Origin of the sequence: Anaeromyxobacter sp., assembly GCA_016718565.1 — a bacterium.
In the GTDB taxonomy this organism is placed as follows: Bacteria; Myxococcota; Myxococcia; order Myxococcales; family Anaeromyxobacteraceae; genus JADKCZ01.
Window position 1 is genome coordinate 39,125 of sequence record JADKCZ010000008.1, and the last position, 17,244, is coordinate 56,368.

Genomic DNA, 17,244 nt, shown 5'->3' on the forward strand with positions numbered 1-17,244 from the left:
CTGCCGCAGCCCTGCCGGGGCCAGCCCGCGCGCCAGACGAGCGGGGCGGAGGCGCTGGCGCGCCCCCGCCCCGGGGAACGGACGCAGGGGCCGATGGCCCCGCGTCACCTCACGTCACGGCGTGGCCGCGTCGATCAGCGTCTGGCGGCCGTCCGGGAACACCGACGGCACCCAGCCCTGGCCAAAGCGGTGGACGTCCAGGCCGAACTGCACCACCGGGTCGCTCGAGCCGTGGCAGCTCATGCAGGAGGCCGCGGTGGGCCCCATGAGCACGTCGTCGAGCAGGTTGTTGTACGGCGCCGGGCCGGTCTCGACCGTGAGCCCCACCGCCATGAGCGGGTTCGGCACGTGCGCCACCGAGCCGTCCACGTGGCAGGCGGCGCAGTCGGCCAGCGAGCGCGGGTAGTGGATCGAGATGTAGTTGTGGTTCTTGGTCACGGCGGCGGTGTTGGCCGGATCACACTGCGTCCCGGTGGCCGCGGACGGTGCGCCCGACCCGGCCACCACCTGGCAGCCGGAGCCCGGCCAGCTCGGGACCGCGGCCAGGGCGGCGTCGGTGCCGAAGAAGTAGACGCCGTTGGTGCGGTAGTAGACCAGCGGCACGCCGGTCTGGCCGGCCGAGTGGATGCGGTGGACCATGTTGCGCAGGTCGTAGCTCTGGCCGGGCAGGCCGTCGTAGGTCTCGGCCGCCACCAGGCCCATGTTGATCCGGTTGTTCTGCTCGTTGGCCGCCGGGTTGTGGCACATCTCGCACAGGTCGATGCTGTCGACCCGGTTGCCGCCGTGCTGGTACATGCTGCCCTCGTGGCAGGCGTTGCACTTGGCGATGTCCACGATGTTGCGGCGCACCGTGGGCGCCGGGGCGCCGCTGGCGGGCACGAACTCGAAGACCGGCGACGGCGAGCGCACCTGGATGATCTCATGGGTCGTCCCGGCGGCCGGGGCGAACCGCACCTGCGGCTTGCCCTGCACCGAGACGATGGCCAGCGTCGCGCTGGTGACCTCGGGGGTCACCGTGGTGGTGGCCAGGTTGCCCGCGCAGGAGGTGTTGGTGGCGGTGACGTTGACCGCTCCACCGGGCTGGCCCGGCGAGGAGCCGATGCCCGCGTTCACCCAGTCGTTGGCCTGGGCGTAAGCGCGCAGGATGCTGAGGTTGCTGGCGGTGGCGCCGGTGGCCGCGCTGGCCGTGGCGCCGAAGAAGACCGGGGCGCCCCCGGCGAAGTCGGTGTTGCAGGGGTTCACGGCCACGAAGCCCGCGCCGGTGTCCTGCTCCGCCGTCCAGGTGATGGCCAGGGTGGCCGGCGGGCCCGCCGCCGGGGTGACCGAGGTGATGGCCATGCGGATGGTCTTGCCGACCTCGACCGACTGATCGTCGCCGTCCCAGATGACGCCGGCGCGCGCCGTGACCAGGCCGTTGTGGAAGTCGGCCAGCGTGGTCTTCTGCGAGACGGCCCCGTTGTGGCAGCCGGCGCAGCTGGTGGTGGCGGTGAAGCCCGAGTGCAGGGCCAGGTTCCCCGTGTCCATGCCGAAGCCGGTCCAGCCGTCGTGGCAGGAGATGCAGAGCTGGTAGGTGGGCGGGCGGCTCACGATGGCCGCCAGGCTCTGCGAGCCGGTCGCCACGTTGTGGCAGACGCTGCAGTTCTGCATGAAGCCCGGGAAGCCGACCGAGAAGGGCGAGGAGAGCTCGGCCACGGGCGGGTTGGACCCGGCCACGATGCGGAGCGAGCCGTTGCGCGCGTAGGTCCCGGCCGGCTTCTCGACCGTGAACGCCGCCGGGGGCAGCGGCCCGGCGGCGCCGTCCGGATCGAGGGTGGCGGTGAGGGTGGCGGCCGGCATGCTGTGCGAGTTGTGGATGCCGTGCACGTAGCCCATGAGGCGGGTGCCCTGGGCGGTCCCGGCGGCGCCCGAGGTGCCCAGGCGCGACTCGGAGGAGTCGAAGCGGTTGTGGCACACCACGCAGCCCTCGATGCCCTTCGGGTTGGCGCCGTGGTGCTCGGCCGACTCGGCGCCCTCGGGCTCGCGGAAGACGTTGTCGCCGTGGCAGTTGACGCAGGAGGTGTTGGTGATGGTGAAGTTGTCGGCCCCGCCGAGGTGGGACACCACCGTCACGGCGTCCGGCGCGTTGCCGCTGTCCACCGTGAGGAGGAAGGTCGTGCCCGCCGGGAGGGGCGGCAGCGGCACGGGCAGGGCGGCCAGGGCGGCCGGGCCCAGGCCGGCGAAGGTGGCCTCGTAGTCGCCGTTGGAGAGGGGCGTCACGGTGACCGGGTTGGTGGTCAGGCTGACGCTGGTGCGCACGCCGGCGCCGTTGGCGCCGCGGTTCCAGTAGTAGGCCCGGGCCACGCGGGTGAAGGCGTTGGCGTTCACGCCGTCGACCTTGACGTTGAAGCGGACGCGGATGCTGGTGTCGGTGGGGAGCACGGCCTGCACCGCCTCCTCGCTCACCGTCTTGATGCCGCGCTGGGCGTGCCTGGCGGCCAGGTCGCTGTGGCAGCCGGCGCACTGCTCGATGGCGGCCACGGGGGCGGTCCCGGCCGGGCCGGTCGGGCCGGTCGGGCCCACGCTGCCGTCCGCGCCGGCAGGACCGGTGGGGCCGGTGGGCCCGCTGGGGCCAGCCGGGCCGGCGGGCCCGGTGCCGCCGGTCGGGCCCGAGGGGCCCGCCGCGCCGTCGGCCCCGGCCGGACCGGTGTCGCCCGAGCAGGCGGACAGGACCAGGGCCAGCGCCCCCGCGAACAGCGCTGCCTTCCCGAATGACGATGACGTGTGCATGCCTGTGTCCTCCCCGCGGGCGGCTGGAGGTGCGCCCGGAGGCAGTTGGCGCAGCAACCTTCGTGCCCGTCTGCCGCAGGGGTCTCCGCCGGCCGAGGAGCGGCCCGCGCGCCACATCCTGGGCGTAAGCGGTCCTCTCGCCCGGCCCTCCTGGAGATTGCCGGCGCCCCGCCCGGCCGATGGCCCCGACGGCCGGGTCGTTTGGGTTGCAAGCATCTGATCGAACGACCCGCTACGCCCCTGATGCTCCGGGGCCAGCGGCCCGCCGCCGACCTGGCGTCGGTCGGCCGCCTACGGCAGCCGCGCAGAGCCTGCGCGCCAGCGCGCAGGGGCGCAGGAACGGCGCACCGGCAGGTGACCCTCCCCGGGGCGGCGTGCCCTGCCAGGCCGGACCGCCGCCGACCACCAGCTGCGGGCGCCCTAGCGCCCTCCCCGCCCCGCCAGCCAGGCCCCGATGGCGCCGCTGCACCGCTCGCGCAGCGCCACCTCCTCGGCCAGCCGCTCCAGCGTCTGGTCGAGCGCCGATCGGGCCGCCTCCACCGGGGTCTCGGCGAAGAAGGCCCGCGCCTCCTCCAGGTGGCGCCGCTCCGGCAGGGCGCCCACCGCCTCCACCACCCGTCGGAAGAGCATGGGGGCGTTGGCCAGGCGGGCCGACACCGCCGGCCACTCGGTCCGCAGGCGCGCCCAGAAGGGATCGCGCGCCGTCCGGTTGGCCAGCAGGCCGGCCGCGAAGGAGGCCCAGTCCTGCAGCGGCACCCCGTCCCCGAGGGCCAGGTCGATGGCCCGCGCCGCCAGCGGGCCGTCCTCGAAGGAGGCCAGCGCCAGCAGCCAGCGCCGCCGGAAGGCCGGCTCCTGCTCGGCGCGGAAGAGCGCCTGGAAACGCTCGAAGCGGGCCGCGTCGCCGGCGCGGGCCGCCATGGCCACCGCGGCGTCCTGCAGGTTGGCCTCCAGCGCCGACCGCTCACCGCCGGTGAAGCGGTCGAGGCGTGCCGCCGCCTCGGCGGCCGTGGCCGGGTCCCTCGCCACCAGGCCGACCGCCCGCACCAGCGCCGCCCGGGTGAGGCGCGGCTCGTCCCCCTCCCCGGGCGCCGGCTCCCAGCCGATGCGCCCGAGCGCCTCGCCCAGCAGCCCGGCCACGAAGGCCTGGAAGCGGACCCGGTCCGGCTCCGCCACCAGCCGGTGATCCAGGGCCGAGAGGCGCGCCACCAGCTCGTCGAGCACCGCGTGGTCCGTCTCCCCCCCGCAGGCGGCCGCCAGGTCGAGCCAGGCCTCCACCGGGCGCGCCCCGCAGCGGACCAGCGCCCACTCGTCGGAGAGCAGGCCCACCCGCTCGGCGGCGCCGAGCGCCGGCAGGTGGCGGCGCAGCCCGGCGCGCAGCCCCTGGTCGGGCGCCACCCGGTACACGCCGGTGGCGCCGCCGTTCACCACCAGCCAGTCGGGCGCGCCCTCCAGCGCCACCTCGGCGGTCTCCTCCTCCAGCAGGAGGCGCCGCTCGCGCACCTGGCCGTCCACCCCGTAGCGCAGCACCACCGGCACCGGCCAGCGGGCCCCCGGGTCCTGGTCGCCCGGCCGGGAGAAGAAGCGGCGCTGCGCCAGGCGCAGGGTGACCCCCGCCAGCGAGGCCTCCACCAGCGGGAAGCCGGGCCGCCCGATCCAGGCCTTGGCCAGCGCCAGCACCGGCTGCCCCGAGGCCTCGCCCAGGGCGCGCCACAGGTCGTCGGCCACCGCGTTGCCGCGGGCGTGGCGCCGCATGTAGCGCCGGATGCCGTCGCGGAAGGTCCCGGCCCCCAGGTAGCCCTCGAGCATGCGGAGCACCGCCCCGCCCTTCTCGTAGGTGATGAGGTCGAAGGCCTCGGTGGCCTCGGCCACGGTGCGCACCTCGGCGTGGATGGGGTGGGTCGAGCGCAGCGCGTCGAGCCCCATGGCGGCCGCCTTGCCCTGGTCGAACTCCAGCCAGACGCGCCAGTCCGGCCGCCACTGGTCCACCACCAGGTAGGCCATCCAGGTGGCGAAGGCCTCGTTGAGCCACAGGTCGTCCCACCAGGTCATGGTGACCAGGTTGCCGAACCACTGGTGGGCCAGCTCGTGGGTCACCACCTCGGCCACCCGCTTGCGCTGCGCCAGCGACGCGGTGGCCGGATCGAGCAGCAGCGCCACCTCGCGGTAGGTGACCAGGCCGGCGTTCTCCATGGCGCCGGCCTCGAAGTCCGGCAGCCCCACCTGGTCCAGCTTGCCGAAGGCGTAGGGCAGGCCGAAGTAGTCGGTCAGGCGCGGCAGCACCTCCATCGCCACCTCCTGCCCGAAGGCGCCCAGCCCCACCCGCTCCGGCACGGCCCAGGTGCGCACCGGCACGCCGCGCGCCTGGGCGGACGGCCCGCCGTCGAGCCGGCCCACCACCAGCGCCACCAGGTAGGTGGGCAGCGGCGGCGTCTCGGCGAAGTGGTGGCGCTGGGTGGCGCCCAGCTCCTCCAGCCGCTCCCGCGCGCCGTTGGAGAGCACCGCCAGCCCCGCCGCCGCCTCCACCGCCAGCCGCCACGGCGCCTTGAAGCCCGGCTCGTCGAGGCACGGGAAGACCCGCCGGGCGTCGGCGGCCTCGAACTGGGTGGCCGCCAGCCCCGGGCCGGCCAGGTAGAGGCCGCGCAGGCCGTCGCAGAAGGCGCCCCGCCAGGCCAGCTCCAGCGTGGCCGGGCCGGCCGGGACCTCGGCCGGCAGGGTGAGGATGGCCGTCTCGCTCTCCGGCTCGAGCCGCACCGCGGCGCGGTGGGCCCGCCCGCCCGCGGTCAGCACGGCACGGGTGAGCTCCAGGTCGGCGGCGTGCAGCACCACCTCGGTGACCGGGCGCGCCAGCTCGAGGTCGAGCCGGAGCTCCCCGCTGAAGGTCCGCGACTCGAGGTCGATGGCCAGCCGGGCGTCATGTCGGACCGGGCGGACGTGGAGCGGGAGGCGGAAAGCGCGGTCCTGCGTGGGGTGGATCATCGGTTCCTCGGTCGGGAGAGGGAGCCGGGTTGTGGCTGGTCGGGCGCTGGCTGTCGGCGCCCCAGATGGGCACCTGGGGGTGCGGCGCGATGCGTCAGCCACCAGCTTTGACTAGCAAGTCAACCAGCGCCGGCCAGGGGCCGGCCACGGGGCCATCTGCTCCGCCACCACCGGGGTTCGCATGGCCGAGGACACGAGGGCTGTCGCCGACATCGCCAGGTCGAGGGAGGTGGCCGAGGCCGCCCGCGAGGAGGGGTGGCAGGGGGCCGGCTTCCTGCGCGACGTCTTCCTGGGGCGCCTGCGCATGGGGCTCATCCACCCCTACCCGCTGCCCGGCCCGGAGCGGCCGGCCTTCACCGCCTTCTACGAGCGGCTGGAGCGGTTCCTGCGGGAGGCGGTGGACCCGGTGGCCATCGACGAGGCCGGCGAGTACCCGGCCCCGGTGCTGGAGGGGCTGCGGGCCATGGGTGCCTTCGGGATGAAGATCCCGGTCGAGTACGGGGGCCTGGGCATGAACCAGGTGGAGTACGGCAAGGTGATGCAGCTCCTGGGCGGGCGCTGCGGCAACCTCACCGCCCTCCTCTCGGCCCACCAGTCCATCGGCGTGCCCCAGCCGCTCAAGGTCTTCGGCTCCGACCTGCTGAAGCAGAAGTACCTGCCCCGCATCGCCCGCGGGGCCATCAGCGCCTTCGCCCTCACCGAGACCGTGGTGGGCTCCGACCCGGCCCGCCTGACCACCACCGCCGTCCGCTCGGCCGACGGCAGCCACTTCGTCCTCGACGGCTCCAAGCTCTGGTGCACCAACGGCACCATCGCCGAGCTGCTGGTGGTGATGGCGCGCGACCCGAGGACCGACGCCATCAGCGCCTTCGTGGTGGAGACCGGCTGGCCCGGGGTGGCGGTGACGCACCGCTGCCACTTCATGGGGCTCAGGGCCCTGGCCAACGCCACCCTGCAGTTCACCGGCGTCCGCGTCCCGGCCGAGAACCTCATCGGGCAGGAGGGGCGCGGCCTCAAGATCGCCCTGACCACCCTCAACACCGGGCGGCTCTCGCTGCCGGCCGCGGTGGTGGGCGGGGCCAAGAACGCCCTCGAGCTGGCGCGCACCTGGTCGGCGGCGCGCGCCCAGTGGGGCCAGGAGATCGGCAAGCACGAGGCCATCGCGGTCAAGCTGGCCGACCTGGCCGCCACCACCTTCGCCATGGAGGCCATCGGCGACCTGGCCCAGGCGCTGGCCGACAAGCAGGGCTACGACATCCGCCTGGAGGCGGCCGCCGCCAAGGAGTGGAACACCGTGCAGGCCTGGCGGCTCCTCGACGAGACCATGCAGGTCCGCGGCGGGCGGGGCTACGAGAAGGCCTCCTCCCTGGAGGCCCGCGGCGAGGCCCCGCTGAGCGTGGAGCGCTGGATGCGCGACGCCCGCATCAACCTGATCTTCGAGGGCTCGTCGGAGATCATGCACCTCTTCATGGCGCGCGAGGCGGTGGACCGGCACCTGCAGGTGGCCGGGGCGCTGGTGGACCCGCGGGTGCCCACCGCGCGCAAGCTGGCGGCCCTGCCCGGCGTGGCCGCCTTCTACGCCCGCTGGTACCCGGGGCTCTGGCTGCGCGGCCTGGTGTCCCCGCGGTTCGGCGAGTTCGGCCACCTGGCGCGCCACCTGCGCTTCGTGGAGCGGTCCTCGCGCCGGCTGGCGCGCGCCGTGTTCCACGGCATGGTGGTCTTCGGCCCCACGCTGGAGAAGCGGCAGGCCTTCCTGTTCCGCTGCGTGGACGTGGCCAACGAGCTGCTGGCCATGGCGGCCAGCTGCGCCCGGGCCGAGGCGCTGCGGGCGGCGGCGCGGCCGGAGGCGGCCCGCGCGGTGGAGCTGGCCGGCCACTTCTGCGACGCCGCGGAGCGGAAGGTGCGGCGGCTCTTCCGGGCGCTCTGGGCCAACGACGACGCGGCCGCCTACCGGCTGGGCCGGGCCGTGCTGGCCGGCGACCACGCCTGGCTGGAGCGGGGGCCCATCCCGCTGGGCGTCACCGTCGAGGACCTGCGGCCCCGCCTGCCGCCCCACCAGCCGGCCGACCACCTCCGCGCCAGCACCGCGCCGGCGAACGTGGGGGCGGAGGGGCTGGGGGCCTGACGCGCCGCGGGCCGACGGCGCGACCGGCTTTCGCTCGCCTCCGGTCCCGTGTACCCTGGGTCCGTGAACCTGGCCGCGATGGTGGCCCTGCTGGCCGCCTCGGTCGGCGCCTACGCGGCCCTGCTGGCCTGGCGGTTTCGCCACGCGCCCGGGCTGGCGGACCAGGGGTGGTTCGCGCTGGTGGCGCTGACGACCGCCGGGTACAGCGGCCTCAACGTCATCCCCGCCTCCGCAGGCAGCGCCGGGGCGCTCATCGTCTGGGCGGCCAAGCTCCAGCTCCTGCTGGCGGCGATCCACGCGGTGGCCTGGTTCCGCTACTGCTCCGCCTGGCTGGGGCGGCCCTGGCCGCGGGAGGCCGCGGCAGGCTGGGCCCTGCTGGCGGCCGCCCTGCCCCTGCTGCTGCCGGGCGTCGGCTATGACGGCACCGTGCGGCAGCGGCCGGTGGACACGCTGGACCTCATCTACCGGGACGCCCGGCCCACCACCTTCGGCGCGCTGGTGATGGTGGCGGTGCTGGCGATCCTGGTCGCCGTGCTGGCCCGCTTCTTCGCCGCCTGGCGCCGAGAGGTCCCCTACGCCGGGGTGCATCTCGCCTCGCTGGGGCTGCTCCTCGGCATGGCGGTCAATGACGCCCTGGTGGTGACCGGCCACCTGCGTGGCGTCTACGTGCTCGACCTGGGCTTCCTGGCGCCGCTGGCGGCGGTCACCTACGCGCTCTCCGGCCGGGTGGTCGAGGAGGCGCGCGCATTGGCCCGCCAGTGGGCCCTGCTGGAGCGGACCGTGGTGGAGCGGACCGCCGAGCTGGCCTCGAGCCGCGAGGCGCTGCTGCGGGCCGAGAAGCTGGCGGCGCTGGGCCAGTTCTCGGCCGGGGTCTCTCACGAGGTCTCCAACCCGGCCGCGGCGGTGGCCGCCAACCTGCGGTACCTGGAGGAGGCGCTGCAGGCCGGCTCGCCGCCGCCCGACGCCCTGGAGTGCCTGGCCGAGTCGCGCCAGTCGGTGGAGCAGATCGCCCGGCTGACCCGGCAGCTGCTCGACGCCAGCCGGCTGGCCTCCGGGCCCCGGCTGAGCGGGGGGCGCCTGGCGCTGGCCGAGGTGGTGGCCGGGGTGGTCGCCGAGGCCTCGCCCCGCCTCGACGGGCGCGAGGTGCTGGTGCAGGTGCCCGCGGACCTGGAGGCGCTGGGGCAGGCCGCGGCCCTGTCACGGGTCCTGGACCGGCTGCTCGACAACGCCCTCCGCTCCCTCCGGCCGGGCCAGGCCGGCCGGGTGGCGGTGCGCGGGGAGCGGGGCGTCGGCCGGGTCAGGCTGGTGGTGGAGGACGACGGGGTGGGCATGGACCAGGAGACCCTGGCGCGCGCCTTCGACCCCTTCTTCTCGACCCGCCTCTTCGGCACCGGCAAGGGGCTCGGGCTGGCGGTGGCCCGCGGGCTGCTGCAGGCCATGCGCGGCGACCTGCGGCTGGAGCGCGCGCCCGGGGGCGGCACCCGGGCCATCGTGGAGCTGCCCCTCGCCGAGGCCCCTCCCCTCACTCCACCGTCAGGATCTCCGCCCCGTCCCCGGTGACCACCAGGGTGTGCTCGAACTGGGCCGAGCGGCGCCCGTCGGCCGTCACGGCGGTCCAGCCGTCCGGCCAGAGGCCGGCCTGCCAGTCCCCCTCGGTGATCATGGGCTCGATGGTGAAGGTCATGCCCGCCTCCAGGGTGCGGCGCGCCCGCGGGTCCTGGTGGTGCGGCACCTGCAGCGAGGTGTGGAAGGTGTCCCCTATGCCGTGGCCGCAGTAGTCGCGCACCACGCCGAACCCGTGGCGGACGGCGTGGGGCTCGATGGCGGCGCCGATGGCCCCCACCGGCACGCCCGGCCGCACCGCGGCGATGCCGCGCTCCAGGCACTCCCTTGCCACCCGCACCAGCCGCTGCCCGGCCTCGTCCACCTGTCCCACCAGGAAGGTGGCCGAGCAGTCGCCGTGCATGCCCTCCAGGAAGACGGTGATGTCCAGGTTGACGATGTCGCCGTCCTCCAGGGGGCGCGAGTCGGGGATGCCGTGGCAGATGACCTCGTTGGGCGAGGTGCAGATGGACTTCGGGAAGCCGCGGTAGTTGAGGGGGCTGGGGTAGCCGCCCAGCCGGACGGTCTCCTCGTGGCAGGCCTCGTCGAGGGCGTCGGTGGTGATGCCCGGACGGACCAGCGCGCCGCCGACGCGCAGCACCCGCGCCGCCGCCCGGCAGGCCAGGCGCAGCCGGGCCAGCTCCTCGGCCGTCCGCACGTCGCGCCCCCCGGCCCGGGGCCGGCCGGTGGCGGCGTAGTCGGGCCGGCCGATGGCGTCCGGCACGGCCCGTCTCGGGCTGACGCGCCCGGGGCGCAGCGGCGGCCGGGCCAGCCGGACCACCGGCGCGGTGGCGCCGCGGTCGTCGGACTCGAGGTGGCACCGCTTGTACTTCTGCCCGCTGCCGCACCAGCAGGGGTCGTTCCGCCCTGGCCTGGGGGCGGCGGCGGCGCGGCTGGCGGCTTCGGTCATGGCACGGGTGTAAGGCCGGATGGGACCGGAGGCAAGGCGGCGACCCGCCGCGGCCGGCCGGCTCGGCGCCTAGCGCGCTCCGGCCCCGGCCCCGCGCAACGCCAGCAGCTCGGCCAGCACGCCCCCCGCGGTCAGGGCGCCGCCCACCCCGGTGCCCTGCACCAGCAGCGGCCGCTCGGCGTGGCGCACGGTGGTGAAGGCCACGAAGGCCTCCACGCCGGTGAGCCGCGCCGCCGGGTGGTGCCGGTCCACCGCGGCCGGCCCCACCGTCACCCGGGCCCGGCCGTCGCCGGTGGGCACGATGGTGGTGAGGAAGCGCAGCGCCTGGCCGGCGTGGCCGAGCCGCTCCACCTCGGCCGCCAGCGCGGCGTCGTGCCGCCGCAGCGAGGCCACCAGCTCGACCGGCTCGAGCAGGGCCGCCGGCACGAAGGGGGTCACCGCCACGTCGGCCAGCTCGAGGTCCAGCCCGGCCTCCCGCGCCAGGATCAGCGCCTTGCGGGCCGAGTCGAGGCCGGAGAGGTCGTCGCGGGCGTCGGCCTCGGCGTAGCCCAGCCCGGCCGCCCAGCGGGTGGCCATGGAGAGCGGCACCCCCTTCTGCAGCTCGGCGCACAGGTAGCCCAGGGTGCCGGAGAGCGAGCCCTCGATGCGCACCACCCGGTCGCCGGCCTGGACCAGCTTGCGCAGGGTGTCGATGACCGGCAGGGCCGCGCCCACCGCCGCGTCGTAGCTGAAGCGCCGGTGGTTCTGCCGGCGGGCCTCGCGCAGCGCCAGCAGCCGGCGGCCCGGCACGGCCAGCGGCCGCTTGTTGGCGCCCACCACGTCGATGCCGCGCCGGAAGGCCTGCTCGTAGACCTCCTCCATGCCGTCGGCGGCGGTCAGGTCCACCAGCACCGGGCGCGGCAGCCGGGCCAGCCGGTCCAGCAGGGCCGGGGCCGAGGCCCCGTCCACCGGCCCGGCCTCGGGGGCGTCGGCCAGCGCCTCGCGCCAGCGCGACAGGTCCAGCCCCCCCTCGGCGAACAGGGCGGCGCGCCGGTCGGCCAGGCCGGCCACCCGCAGCACCAGGTCGTAGTCCCGCTCCAGCCCCGGGCCCTGCGCCTGCAGCTGGTCGAGCAGCGCCGCCCCGACCTTGCCCTTCCCCAGCACCAGCAGGGAGAGCCCCTTCTCCGCGTAGGCCCGCTCCACCGCGTCGCCGGCCGCCTCCACCCGCGGGCGGCCCCGGAAGTCGGCCACCACGTCGTTGAGCCGGTCCACGTCGATGAGGAAGGCGTCGTGGCCGTGCGGCGAGTCCATCACCGCCAGCCGCGCCCCCGGCACCAGCCGGGCCACCTCGCGCTGCTCGGCCGGCCAGTAGAGGACGTCGGAGTCGATGGAGACCACCAGGGTGGGCTGCCGGACGCCCCGCAGCACCTCCTCGAAGTCGCCCCGCCCGCGCGACACGTCGTGGGTGTCCATGGCGCGCGTCAGCGCCACGTAGGAGGCCGGGTCGAACCGGTCCACCAGCTGGCGCCCCTGGTAACGCAGGTAGCTCTCCACCGCGAAGACGTCCGCCGCCTGGGTGCGCCGGCCGAAGCGCTCCTCGTAGGAGGGGAAGCTCCGGTAGGAGAGCATGGCCATGGCGCGGGCCGCCGCCAGGCCGGCCGCCGGCGGGTCGTCGTCCGGGTAGCGGCCGTCGCGCCAGCGCGGGTCGGCGGCAACCGCCTGCCGCTGCGCCTCGCCCAGCCCGATGGCCCAGGCCGAGTGGCGGGCGGTGGAGGCGATGAAGGCCATGGCCTCCACCAGCTCCGGGTACATCAGCCCCCACTCCAGGGTCTGCATCCCGCCCAGCGACCCTCCCAGCACCAGCGTGACGCGGCGGATCCCCAGCCGGTCGGCCAGGTCGCGCTGCACCCGCACCATGTCGCGCACGGTGACGGCCGGGAAGGCGCCCTGCCAGGGCTCGCCGGTGGCCGGGTCGAGGGAGGCCGGGCCCGTGGTGCCATAGCAGCTGCCCAGGATGTTGGAGCAGACGATGAAGTCGCGCGACGGGTCGAGGGCGCGGCCGGGGCCGAACAGCCGCGTCCACCACAGGTCGGCGTCGGCCGACCCGGTCAGCGCGTGGCACACCACCACCGCGTTGCCGCCGTCGGCGTCCAGCGTGCCCCAGGTCCGGTAGCCCACCGTCACGTCGGGCAGGTGCCCCCCCAGCTCCAGCTCGAGCGGCCCCAGGTGCAGCGAGCGGGTCTCCGGGGAGGCGAAGGCGGCGCGGGCGGCGCTGGCCGAGGGGCGTGGGGCGCTGGGGCGGGTATCCGTCATACTGGAGGGAGCGAAGGTTTAACGGAGCCCATCGGCGGGTGTCAAGACGGCGTCGGTCGGTGCGGCGCCCTCCTGGTCCGGCGGTGCGTGCGGCGCCCACGCGCGCGGACATCACCCTCCATCCAGCCCGCCGCGCGCCTGACGCGTGCGCGTCAAGCCCTTCACCCTGCGTGCACTGGACCGTCCCTGGAGCGGGGGGGGCCGGGTCGCAGACCCCCGACGGGTAAGCCGGAACCCGCCGGTGCGCTCCACCTCAGCCCAATGTTTTCAGTGACTTGGAGCCCGTCACCACCCTGGCGCCATTGGCCCCGCCCTTGCTCATGGCGTCAGGTCAGCGTCGCTCGTCAACCAGTCGGCGCACCGGCGACCAAGGGGAACCACCAGATGACCACCACGGCAACTCACGAGCAGCCCCGCGGGCCCCACATCGTGCACGGCCCCGACAGCCCGCTCGTCGAGCTGGTGCGGACCTGCCGCCGCATCGCGGCCAGCGAGGCCACCGTGCTGCTCACCGGCGAGACCGGCACCGGCAAGGAGGTCTTCGCCCGCTACATCCACGAGCACAGCGGCCGCGCCGGCCGGGCCCTGGTGCCGGTGAACTGCGGCGCCATCCCCGAGACCCTGCTGGAGAGCGAGCTCTTCGGCCACGTGCGCGGCGCCTTCACCGGCGCGGTGGCCTCCAGGCGCGGCCGCATCGCCGCGGCCGACGGCGGCACCCTCTTCCTCGACGAGATCGGGGAGCTGCCGCTCTCGCTGCAGGTCAAGCTGCTGCGGGTGCTGCAGGAGCGGACCTACGAGCCGGTGGGCGCGACGGAGTCGGTGCCGGCCAACTTCCGCCTGGTGGCCGCCACCAACAAGGACCTGGCCGCCGAGGTGGCCGCCGGCCGCTTCCGCCGCGACCTCTACTACCGCCTGCTGGTCTGCCCGGTCGAGGTGCCGCCGCTGCGGGCCCGCAACGGCGACGCGGCCCGCCTCTTCATGCACTTCTGGTCGGCCCGCGGCGAGCGCCGCACCCTCGACCCGGCCGTCAGCGAGGCGCTGGCCGGCCACGACTGGCCCGGCAACGTGCGCGAGCTGGAGAACCTGGTGGAGCGGCTGGCGGTCTGCGCCGAGGGGCCGGTCATCCGCCTGGGCGACCTGCCCGCCTCGCTGCGCAGCCGCCGCGCACCGCTGGCGGGCCTGTCGGTGGTGCCGCCGCCGGAGCCGTGCAACGACTCGCCCTACCGCGAGCCCGCCGCCGCCTCCTCCTTCGCCGCGGTGGGGACCTCGCCCGACGACGCCCCCCGCTTCCGCCTGGCCGACGACGCGCCGGTGCCGGTCGACCCGGCCCTGGCCGAGGGGCGCTCGGTGGACCTGCCGGCCATGCTGCGCCGGCTGGAGGAGGCCTACATCGACGCGGCGCTGACGCGCACCGGCGGCAACAAGAAGGCGGCCGCCGACCTGCTCGGCCTCCAGCGCACCACGCTGGTGGAGAAGCTGCGCCGCCGCAACCGCGAGCTGCCGGTGTCAATGGCCTGACCGCGGCGGCGCCCTGACGGCGCCGCGACCTCGACGGGGTGGGATCGGGCGGGCCTGCGGGCCCGCCTTCTCGTTGTGGCGGCCGCTTCGGGCCCGGCAGCGTCAGCCGACCGGCACGAAGGTGTGCACGGCCATTGCAGTGTCCCCTCCCGTGCCGCTGACCGTCGCCATCCTGGCGCTCCTCGCCCTCGCCCCGCCCCTGGCGCTCACCACCAGGGCGGAGCGGATCCCGCTGCCCGTGCCGGCCACCGGCGTGACGCTGCGCATCCGCCCGTTCGAGCGACGCCTCACCCTCGAGGTGGCGCCCGCGGCGGTGAAGGCCGTGGCGGCGCGGCTCCGCGGGGCCTCCCGCCTCTGTCCGGTGGTCCAGGTCGAGCCGGCCGCGGTGACCCTGGTGTGCCAGGGCAGCCGGGTGCGCGCCGACGTGGACCTCACCACCCTGGAGCCGACCCTCGACCTGCGCGCCCTGACCATCTACCCCTGGCGCCCGGAGGAGGAGGGCCCGCCCTTCGTGCCCTTCGACCTGGCGGGCCTGGGGCTGGAGCCCTGCCCGGGCACGAGCCCGGCGGTGCGGGGCGAGTGCCTGCTGGCCGAGGGGCGGCTCCAGGAGGCGCTCGACCTCTTCGCCGAGGCGGTGCGCGGCCCCCGCTTCTCGCCGCTGGCCTCGCTGCGGCTGGGCGACCTGGCCCTGGCCTCCGACGAGCCCGAGCTGGCCATGGAGCACTGGCGCCGCGCCAACCACGAGTTCCCCTTCGGCCGCCTGGTGATGGCCCGCCTCTGCGAGATGGACCCCTCCTGCCTGAAGGGGCCGGAGCGCCGCGCCATGTTCGACGCCGAGCGGGTGGCCGAGCCGGTGCGCGCCGACATCGCCATCCGCGCCTTCCGCCTGCGGCTGATGGAGGGCGAGCTCATGGCGGTGGTTCGCGACCTGGTGCCGGAGATGTCCCCGGCCGGCGTCTGCGGCGGGGTCATGACCTGGTGCCGCCGCCTGCTCCTCGACCAGCTGCGCCGCCCCGGCCCGGACGCCGCCGAGGCGCTGGGGCTCTACCTCGGCATGCCGGGCCGCGCCCAGGGCGCCCTGGCCGACGAGCTGGCCGACGCCGCCGCCGAGCAGGCGGCTGCGGCGGGTGCGCCCGTCTTCGCCGCCAACATGCTGGCCGCCAAGACCGGCCGGGTGCCCGAGGCGGCCCAGCCGGCCCACCTGCGCCGGGTGGCCGGGCTGTTCCTGCAGGGCGGCGACCGGGCCCGCGCCGAGGAGATCCTGCTCTTCGCCCGCGGCCGGCTCGACCGCGCCACCTGGAAGCGGGACGGCTGGGAGGCGCTGCAGCGCGCCCTGCGCCAGAAGCCCTCTCCCAGGCGCACCGAGGACCAGCCCGACGCCGGGCCCGCCGACGCCGACGTGACCAGCGCCCAGGCCGCCGTCGAGGCCGCCCGCCTCTTCCAGTCGCAGCAAGGAGCCCGCCCGTGATCCCCTCCATCGCCGCCCTGTCCCCGCCCCGCCTCTTCTCCCTGGAGCCGGTGGCCGAGAGCCCCGCCATGCGCGAGGCCCTGCTGGCCGCGTCCGACGTGGCCCCCACCCCCACCACCGTGCTGCTGCTCGGCGAGTCCGGCACCGGCAAGGAGGTGCTGGCCCGCTACGTCCACGCCCGCTCCCTGCGGGCCGCCGGCCCCTGGGTGGCGGTCAACTGCGCCGCCTTGCCGGCCGAGCTGCTGGAGTCCGAGCTCTTCGGCCACGAGCGGGGCGCCTTCACCGGCGCCGCCGAGCGGCGGGCCGGCCGGTTCGAGCAGGCCAGCGGCGGCACGCTGCTGCTCGACGAGGTCTCCGAGCTGCCGCTGACGCTCCAGGCCAAGCTGCTGCGGGTGCTGCAGGAGCGCGAGATCGACCGGGTGGGCGGCGGCAAGCCGGTGCCGGTGGACGTGCGCATCGTGGCCACCACCAACCGCGACCTGCTGGCCATGGTGCAGGCCGGGCACTTCCGCTCCGACCTGTACTACCGCCTCAACGTCTACCCCATCCAGCTGCCGGCCCTGCGCGCCCGCCGCGAGGACGTGGCCCCGCTGTCCGACCGGCTGCTGGCCGAGGCCGCCGCCGAGCAGGGGCGCACCCCGCCGCCCCTCTCCGAGGCCGCCCGCCAGGCCCTGGCGCAGCACCGCTTCCCCGGCAACGTGCGCGAGCTCCGCAACCTGCTGGAGCGGGCCCTGGTGCGCTGCCGCGAGGGCCAGATCGAGCCGCGCCACCTGGGGCTCGGGCCGGCCACGCTCAGCGTGGCGGCGGCCGTGGCCTCCGCCAGCGAGGTCGCCGCGCTGGTGATCGAGGGCGGCCTGCCGCCCCACCTGCCCATCGACCTCGGCCAGCTCGAGAAGCTGGCCATCGAGGAGGCGCTGCGGCGGGTCAACGGCAACCGCACCCACGCGGCCCGCCTCCTCGGCATCGGCCTGCGCACCCTGCGCAACAAGCTCAAGGCCTGGCGCGAGGCCGGCCTGCTGCTGGCCCCGCTCGATCCGGCCGAGGCGGCCGAGGCGGCCGATCGGCCGTATCCGCCGGGCCCGTTCGCCCTGGACGACGGGGCGGCCGCCATGGCGCTGGCGCACCAGCCGGCACGGCCCTCGCAAGGAGGCCACCCGTGAGGATCTTCGACGCCACACTCTCGACGCTGGAGCGCAGCCTGGACGTGCGCCTGTCGCGCCAGGCCGTGCTGGCCGGCAACGTCGCCAACGCCGACACGCCCGGCTTCAGGCCGCGCGACCTCGACTTCGCCGCCGCCATGGCCGCCTCCTCCCCGGGCGCCGCGCGCGCCCCCGGGCTGGCCGGCGCGGCCAGGTCCGGTGACCTGCTGCTCTCGGCCGCCGGGGCCATGCAGCCCGACGCGCCCGAGGCCTTCGTGGGCGAGGTGGCCGGCGCCGGCGCCGGCCTGGACGGCAACGCCGTGGACCTCGACCGCACCCTGGTGGCGGTCTCGGAGAACGCCCTGCAGTACGGCGCCGCCGCCAAGGCCGCCGGGAAGAAGCTGGCCATCCTGCGCTACGCCGCCAACGACGGCCAGGGCTAGGAGCA

At 76.0% G+C, this 17,244-nt stretch carries 10 protein-coding genes; 6 read left to right on the forward strand and 4 right to left on the reverse strand.

All coding sequences use genetic code 11. The features are described from left to right. Positions 1-114: 114 nt before the first annotated feature. Positions 115-2,766 carry a hypothetical protein gene (locus IPO09_15600; GenBank protein MBK9518739.1) on the reverse strand — a complete coding sequence of 884 codons (2,652 nt, stop codon included), beginning with the start codon at positions 2,764-2,766 and terminating at the stop codon, positions 115-117. Positions 2,767-3,186: 420 nt separating this feature from the next. Further along, positions 3,187-5,742, reverse strand: a complete 2,556-nt coding sequence (locus IPO09_15605; protein MBK9518740.1) for a M1 family metallopeptidase — start codon at positions 5,740-5,742, stop codon at positions 3,187-3,189. 181 nt (positions 5,743-5,923) lie between these two features. Between IPO09_15605 and IPO09_15610 the strand changes: the two genes are divergently transcribed. Then, positions 5,924-7,867: an acyl-CoA dehydrogenase family protein gene (locus IPO09_15610; protein MBK9518741.1), complete on the forward strand. Its 1,944-nt coding sequence runs from the start codon at positions 5,924-5,926 to the stop codon at positions 7,865-7,867. A gap of 63 nt (positions 7,868-7,930) precedes the next feature. Further along, on the forward strand, positions 7,931-9,427 hold the full coding sequence (locus IPO09_15615) for a HAMP domain-containing histidine kinase (protein ID MBK9518742.1): 1,497 nt from the start codon (positions 7,931-7,933) through the stop codon (positions 9,425-9,427). On the opposite strand, the gene map is transcribed toward IPO09_15615, so the two are convergent. After that, positions 9,390-10,379: a type I methionyl aminopeptidase gene (map, locus tag IPO09_15620; protein MBK9518743.1), complete on the reverse strand. Its 990-nt coding sequence runs from the start codon at positions 10,377-10,379 to the stop codon at positions 9,390-9,392. The genes IPO09_15615 and map overlap by 38 nt on opposite strands. Positions 10,380-10,448: 69 nt before the next feature. Further along, positions 10,449-12,671: a homoserine O-acetyltransferase gene (gene metX / locus IPO09_15625; protein MBK9518744.1), complete on the reverse strand. Its 2,223-nt coding sequence runs from the start codon at positions 12,669-12,671 to the stop codon at positions 10,449-10,451. A gap of 384 nt (positions 12,672-13,055) precedes the next feature. Here metX and IPO09_15630 point away from each other — a divergent pair, with 384 nt between their 5' ends. The 4 genes from IPO09_15630 (at position 13,056) to flgB (ending at position 17,239) form a co-directional block, all read left to right on the forward strand. Then, a complete protein-coding gene (locus IPO09_15630) occupies positions 13,056-14,189 on the forward strand; it encodes a sigma 54-interacting transcriptional regulator (protein ID MBK9518745.1) in 1,134 nt (377 codons plus the stop codon). Between the two features lie 151 nt (positions 14,190-14,340). Then, entirely contained in the window at positions 14,341-15,657 is a 1,317-nt protein-coding gene (locus IPO09_15635; GenBank protein ID MBK9518746.1) for a hypothetical protein, read from the forward strand. Further along, a complete protein-coding gene (locus IPO09_15640) occupies positions 15,654-16,817 on the forward strand; it encodes a sigma-54-dependent Fis family transcriptional regulator (GenBank protein ID MBK9518747.1) in 1,164 nt (387 codons plus the stop codon). The genes IPO09_15635 and IPO09_15640 overlap by 4 nt, the downstream gene beginning before the upstream one ends. Next, entirely contained in the window at positions 16,814-17,239 is a 426-nt protein-coding gene (flgB, locus tag IPO09_15645) for a flagellar basal body rod protein FlgB (GenBank protein MBK9518748.1), read from the forward strand. Before IPO09_15640 ends, flgB begins: the two co-directional genes overlap by 4 nt. Positions 17,240-17,244 lie beyond the last annotated feature (5 nt).

Bases quoted from the DNA above. Each gene is read 5' to 3' on its own strand.
- IPO09_15605 (MBK9518740.1), bottom strand. From the start codon at position 5,742: ATGATCCACCCCACGCAGGACCGCGCTTTCCGCCTCCCGCTCCACGTC.
- IPO09_15600 (MBK9518739.1), bottom strand. From the start codon at position 2,766: ATGCACACGTCATCGTCATTCGGGAAGGCAGCGCTGTTCGCGGGGGCG.
- map (MBK9518743.1), bottom strand. From the start codon at position 10,379: ATGACCGAAGCCGCCAGCCGCGCCGCCGCCGCCCCCAGGCCAGGGCGG.
- IPO09_15630 (MBK9518745.1), top strand. From the start codon at position 13,056: ATGACCACCACGGCAACTCACGAGCAGCCCCGCGGGCCCCACATCGTG.
- metX (MBK9518744.1), bottom strand. From the start codon at position 12,671: ATGACGGATACCCGCCCCAGCGCCCCACGCCCCTCGGCCAGCGCCGCC.
- IPO09_15610 (MBK9518741.1), top strand. From the start codon at position 5,924: ATGGCCGAGGACACGAGGGCTGTCGCCGACATCGCCAGGTCGAGGGAG.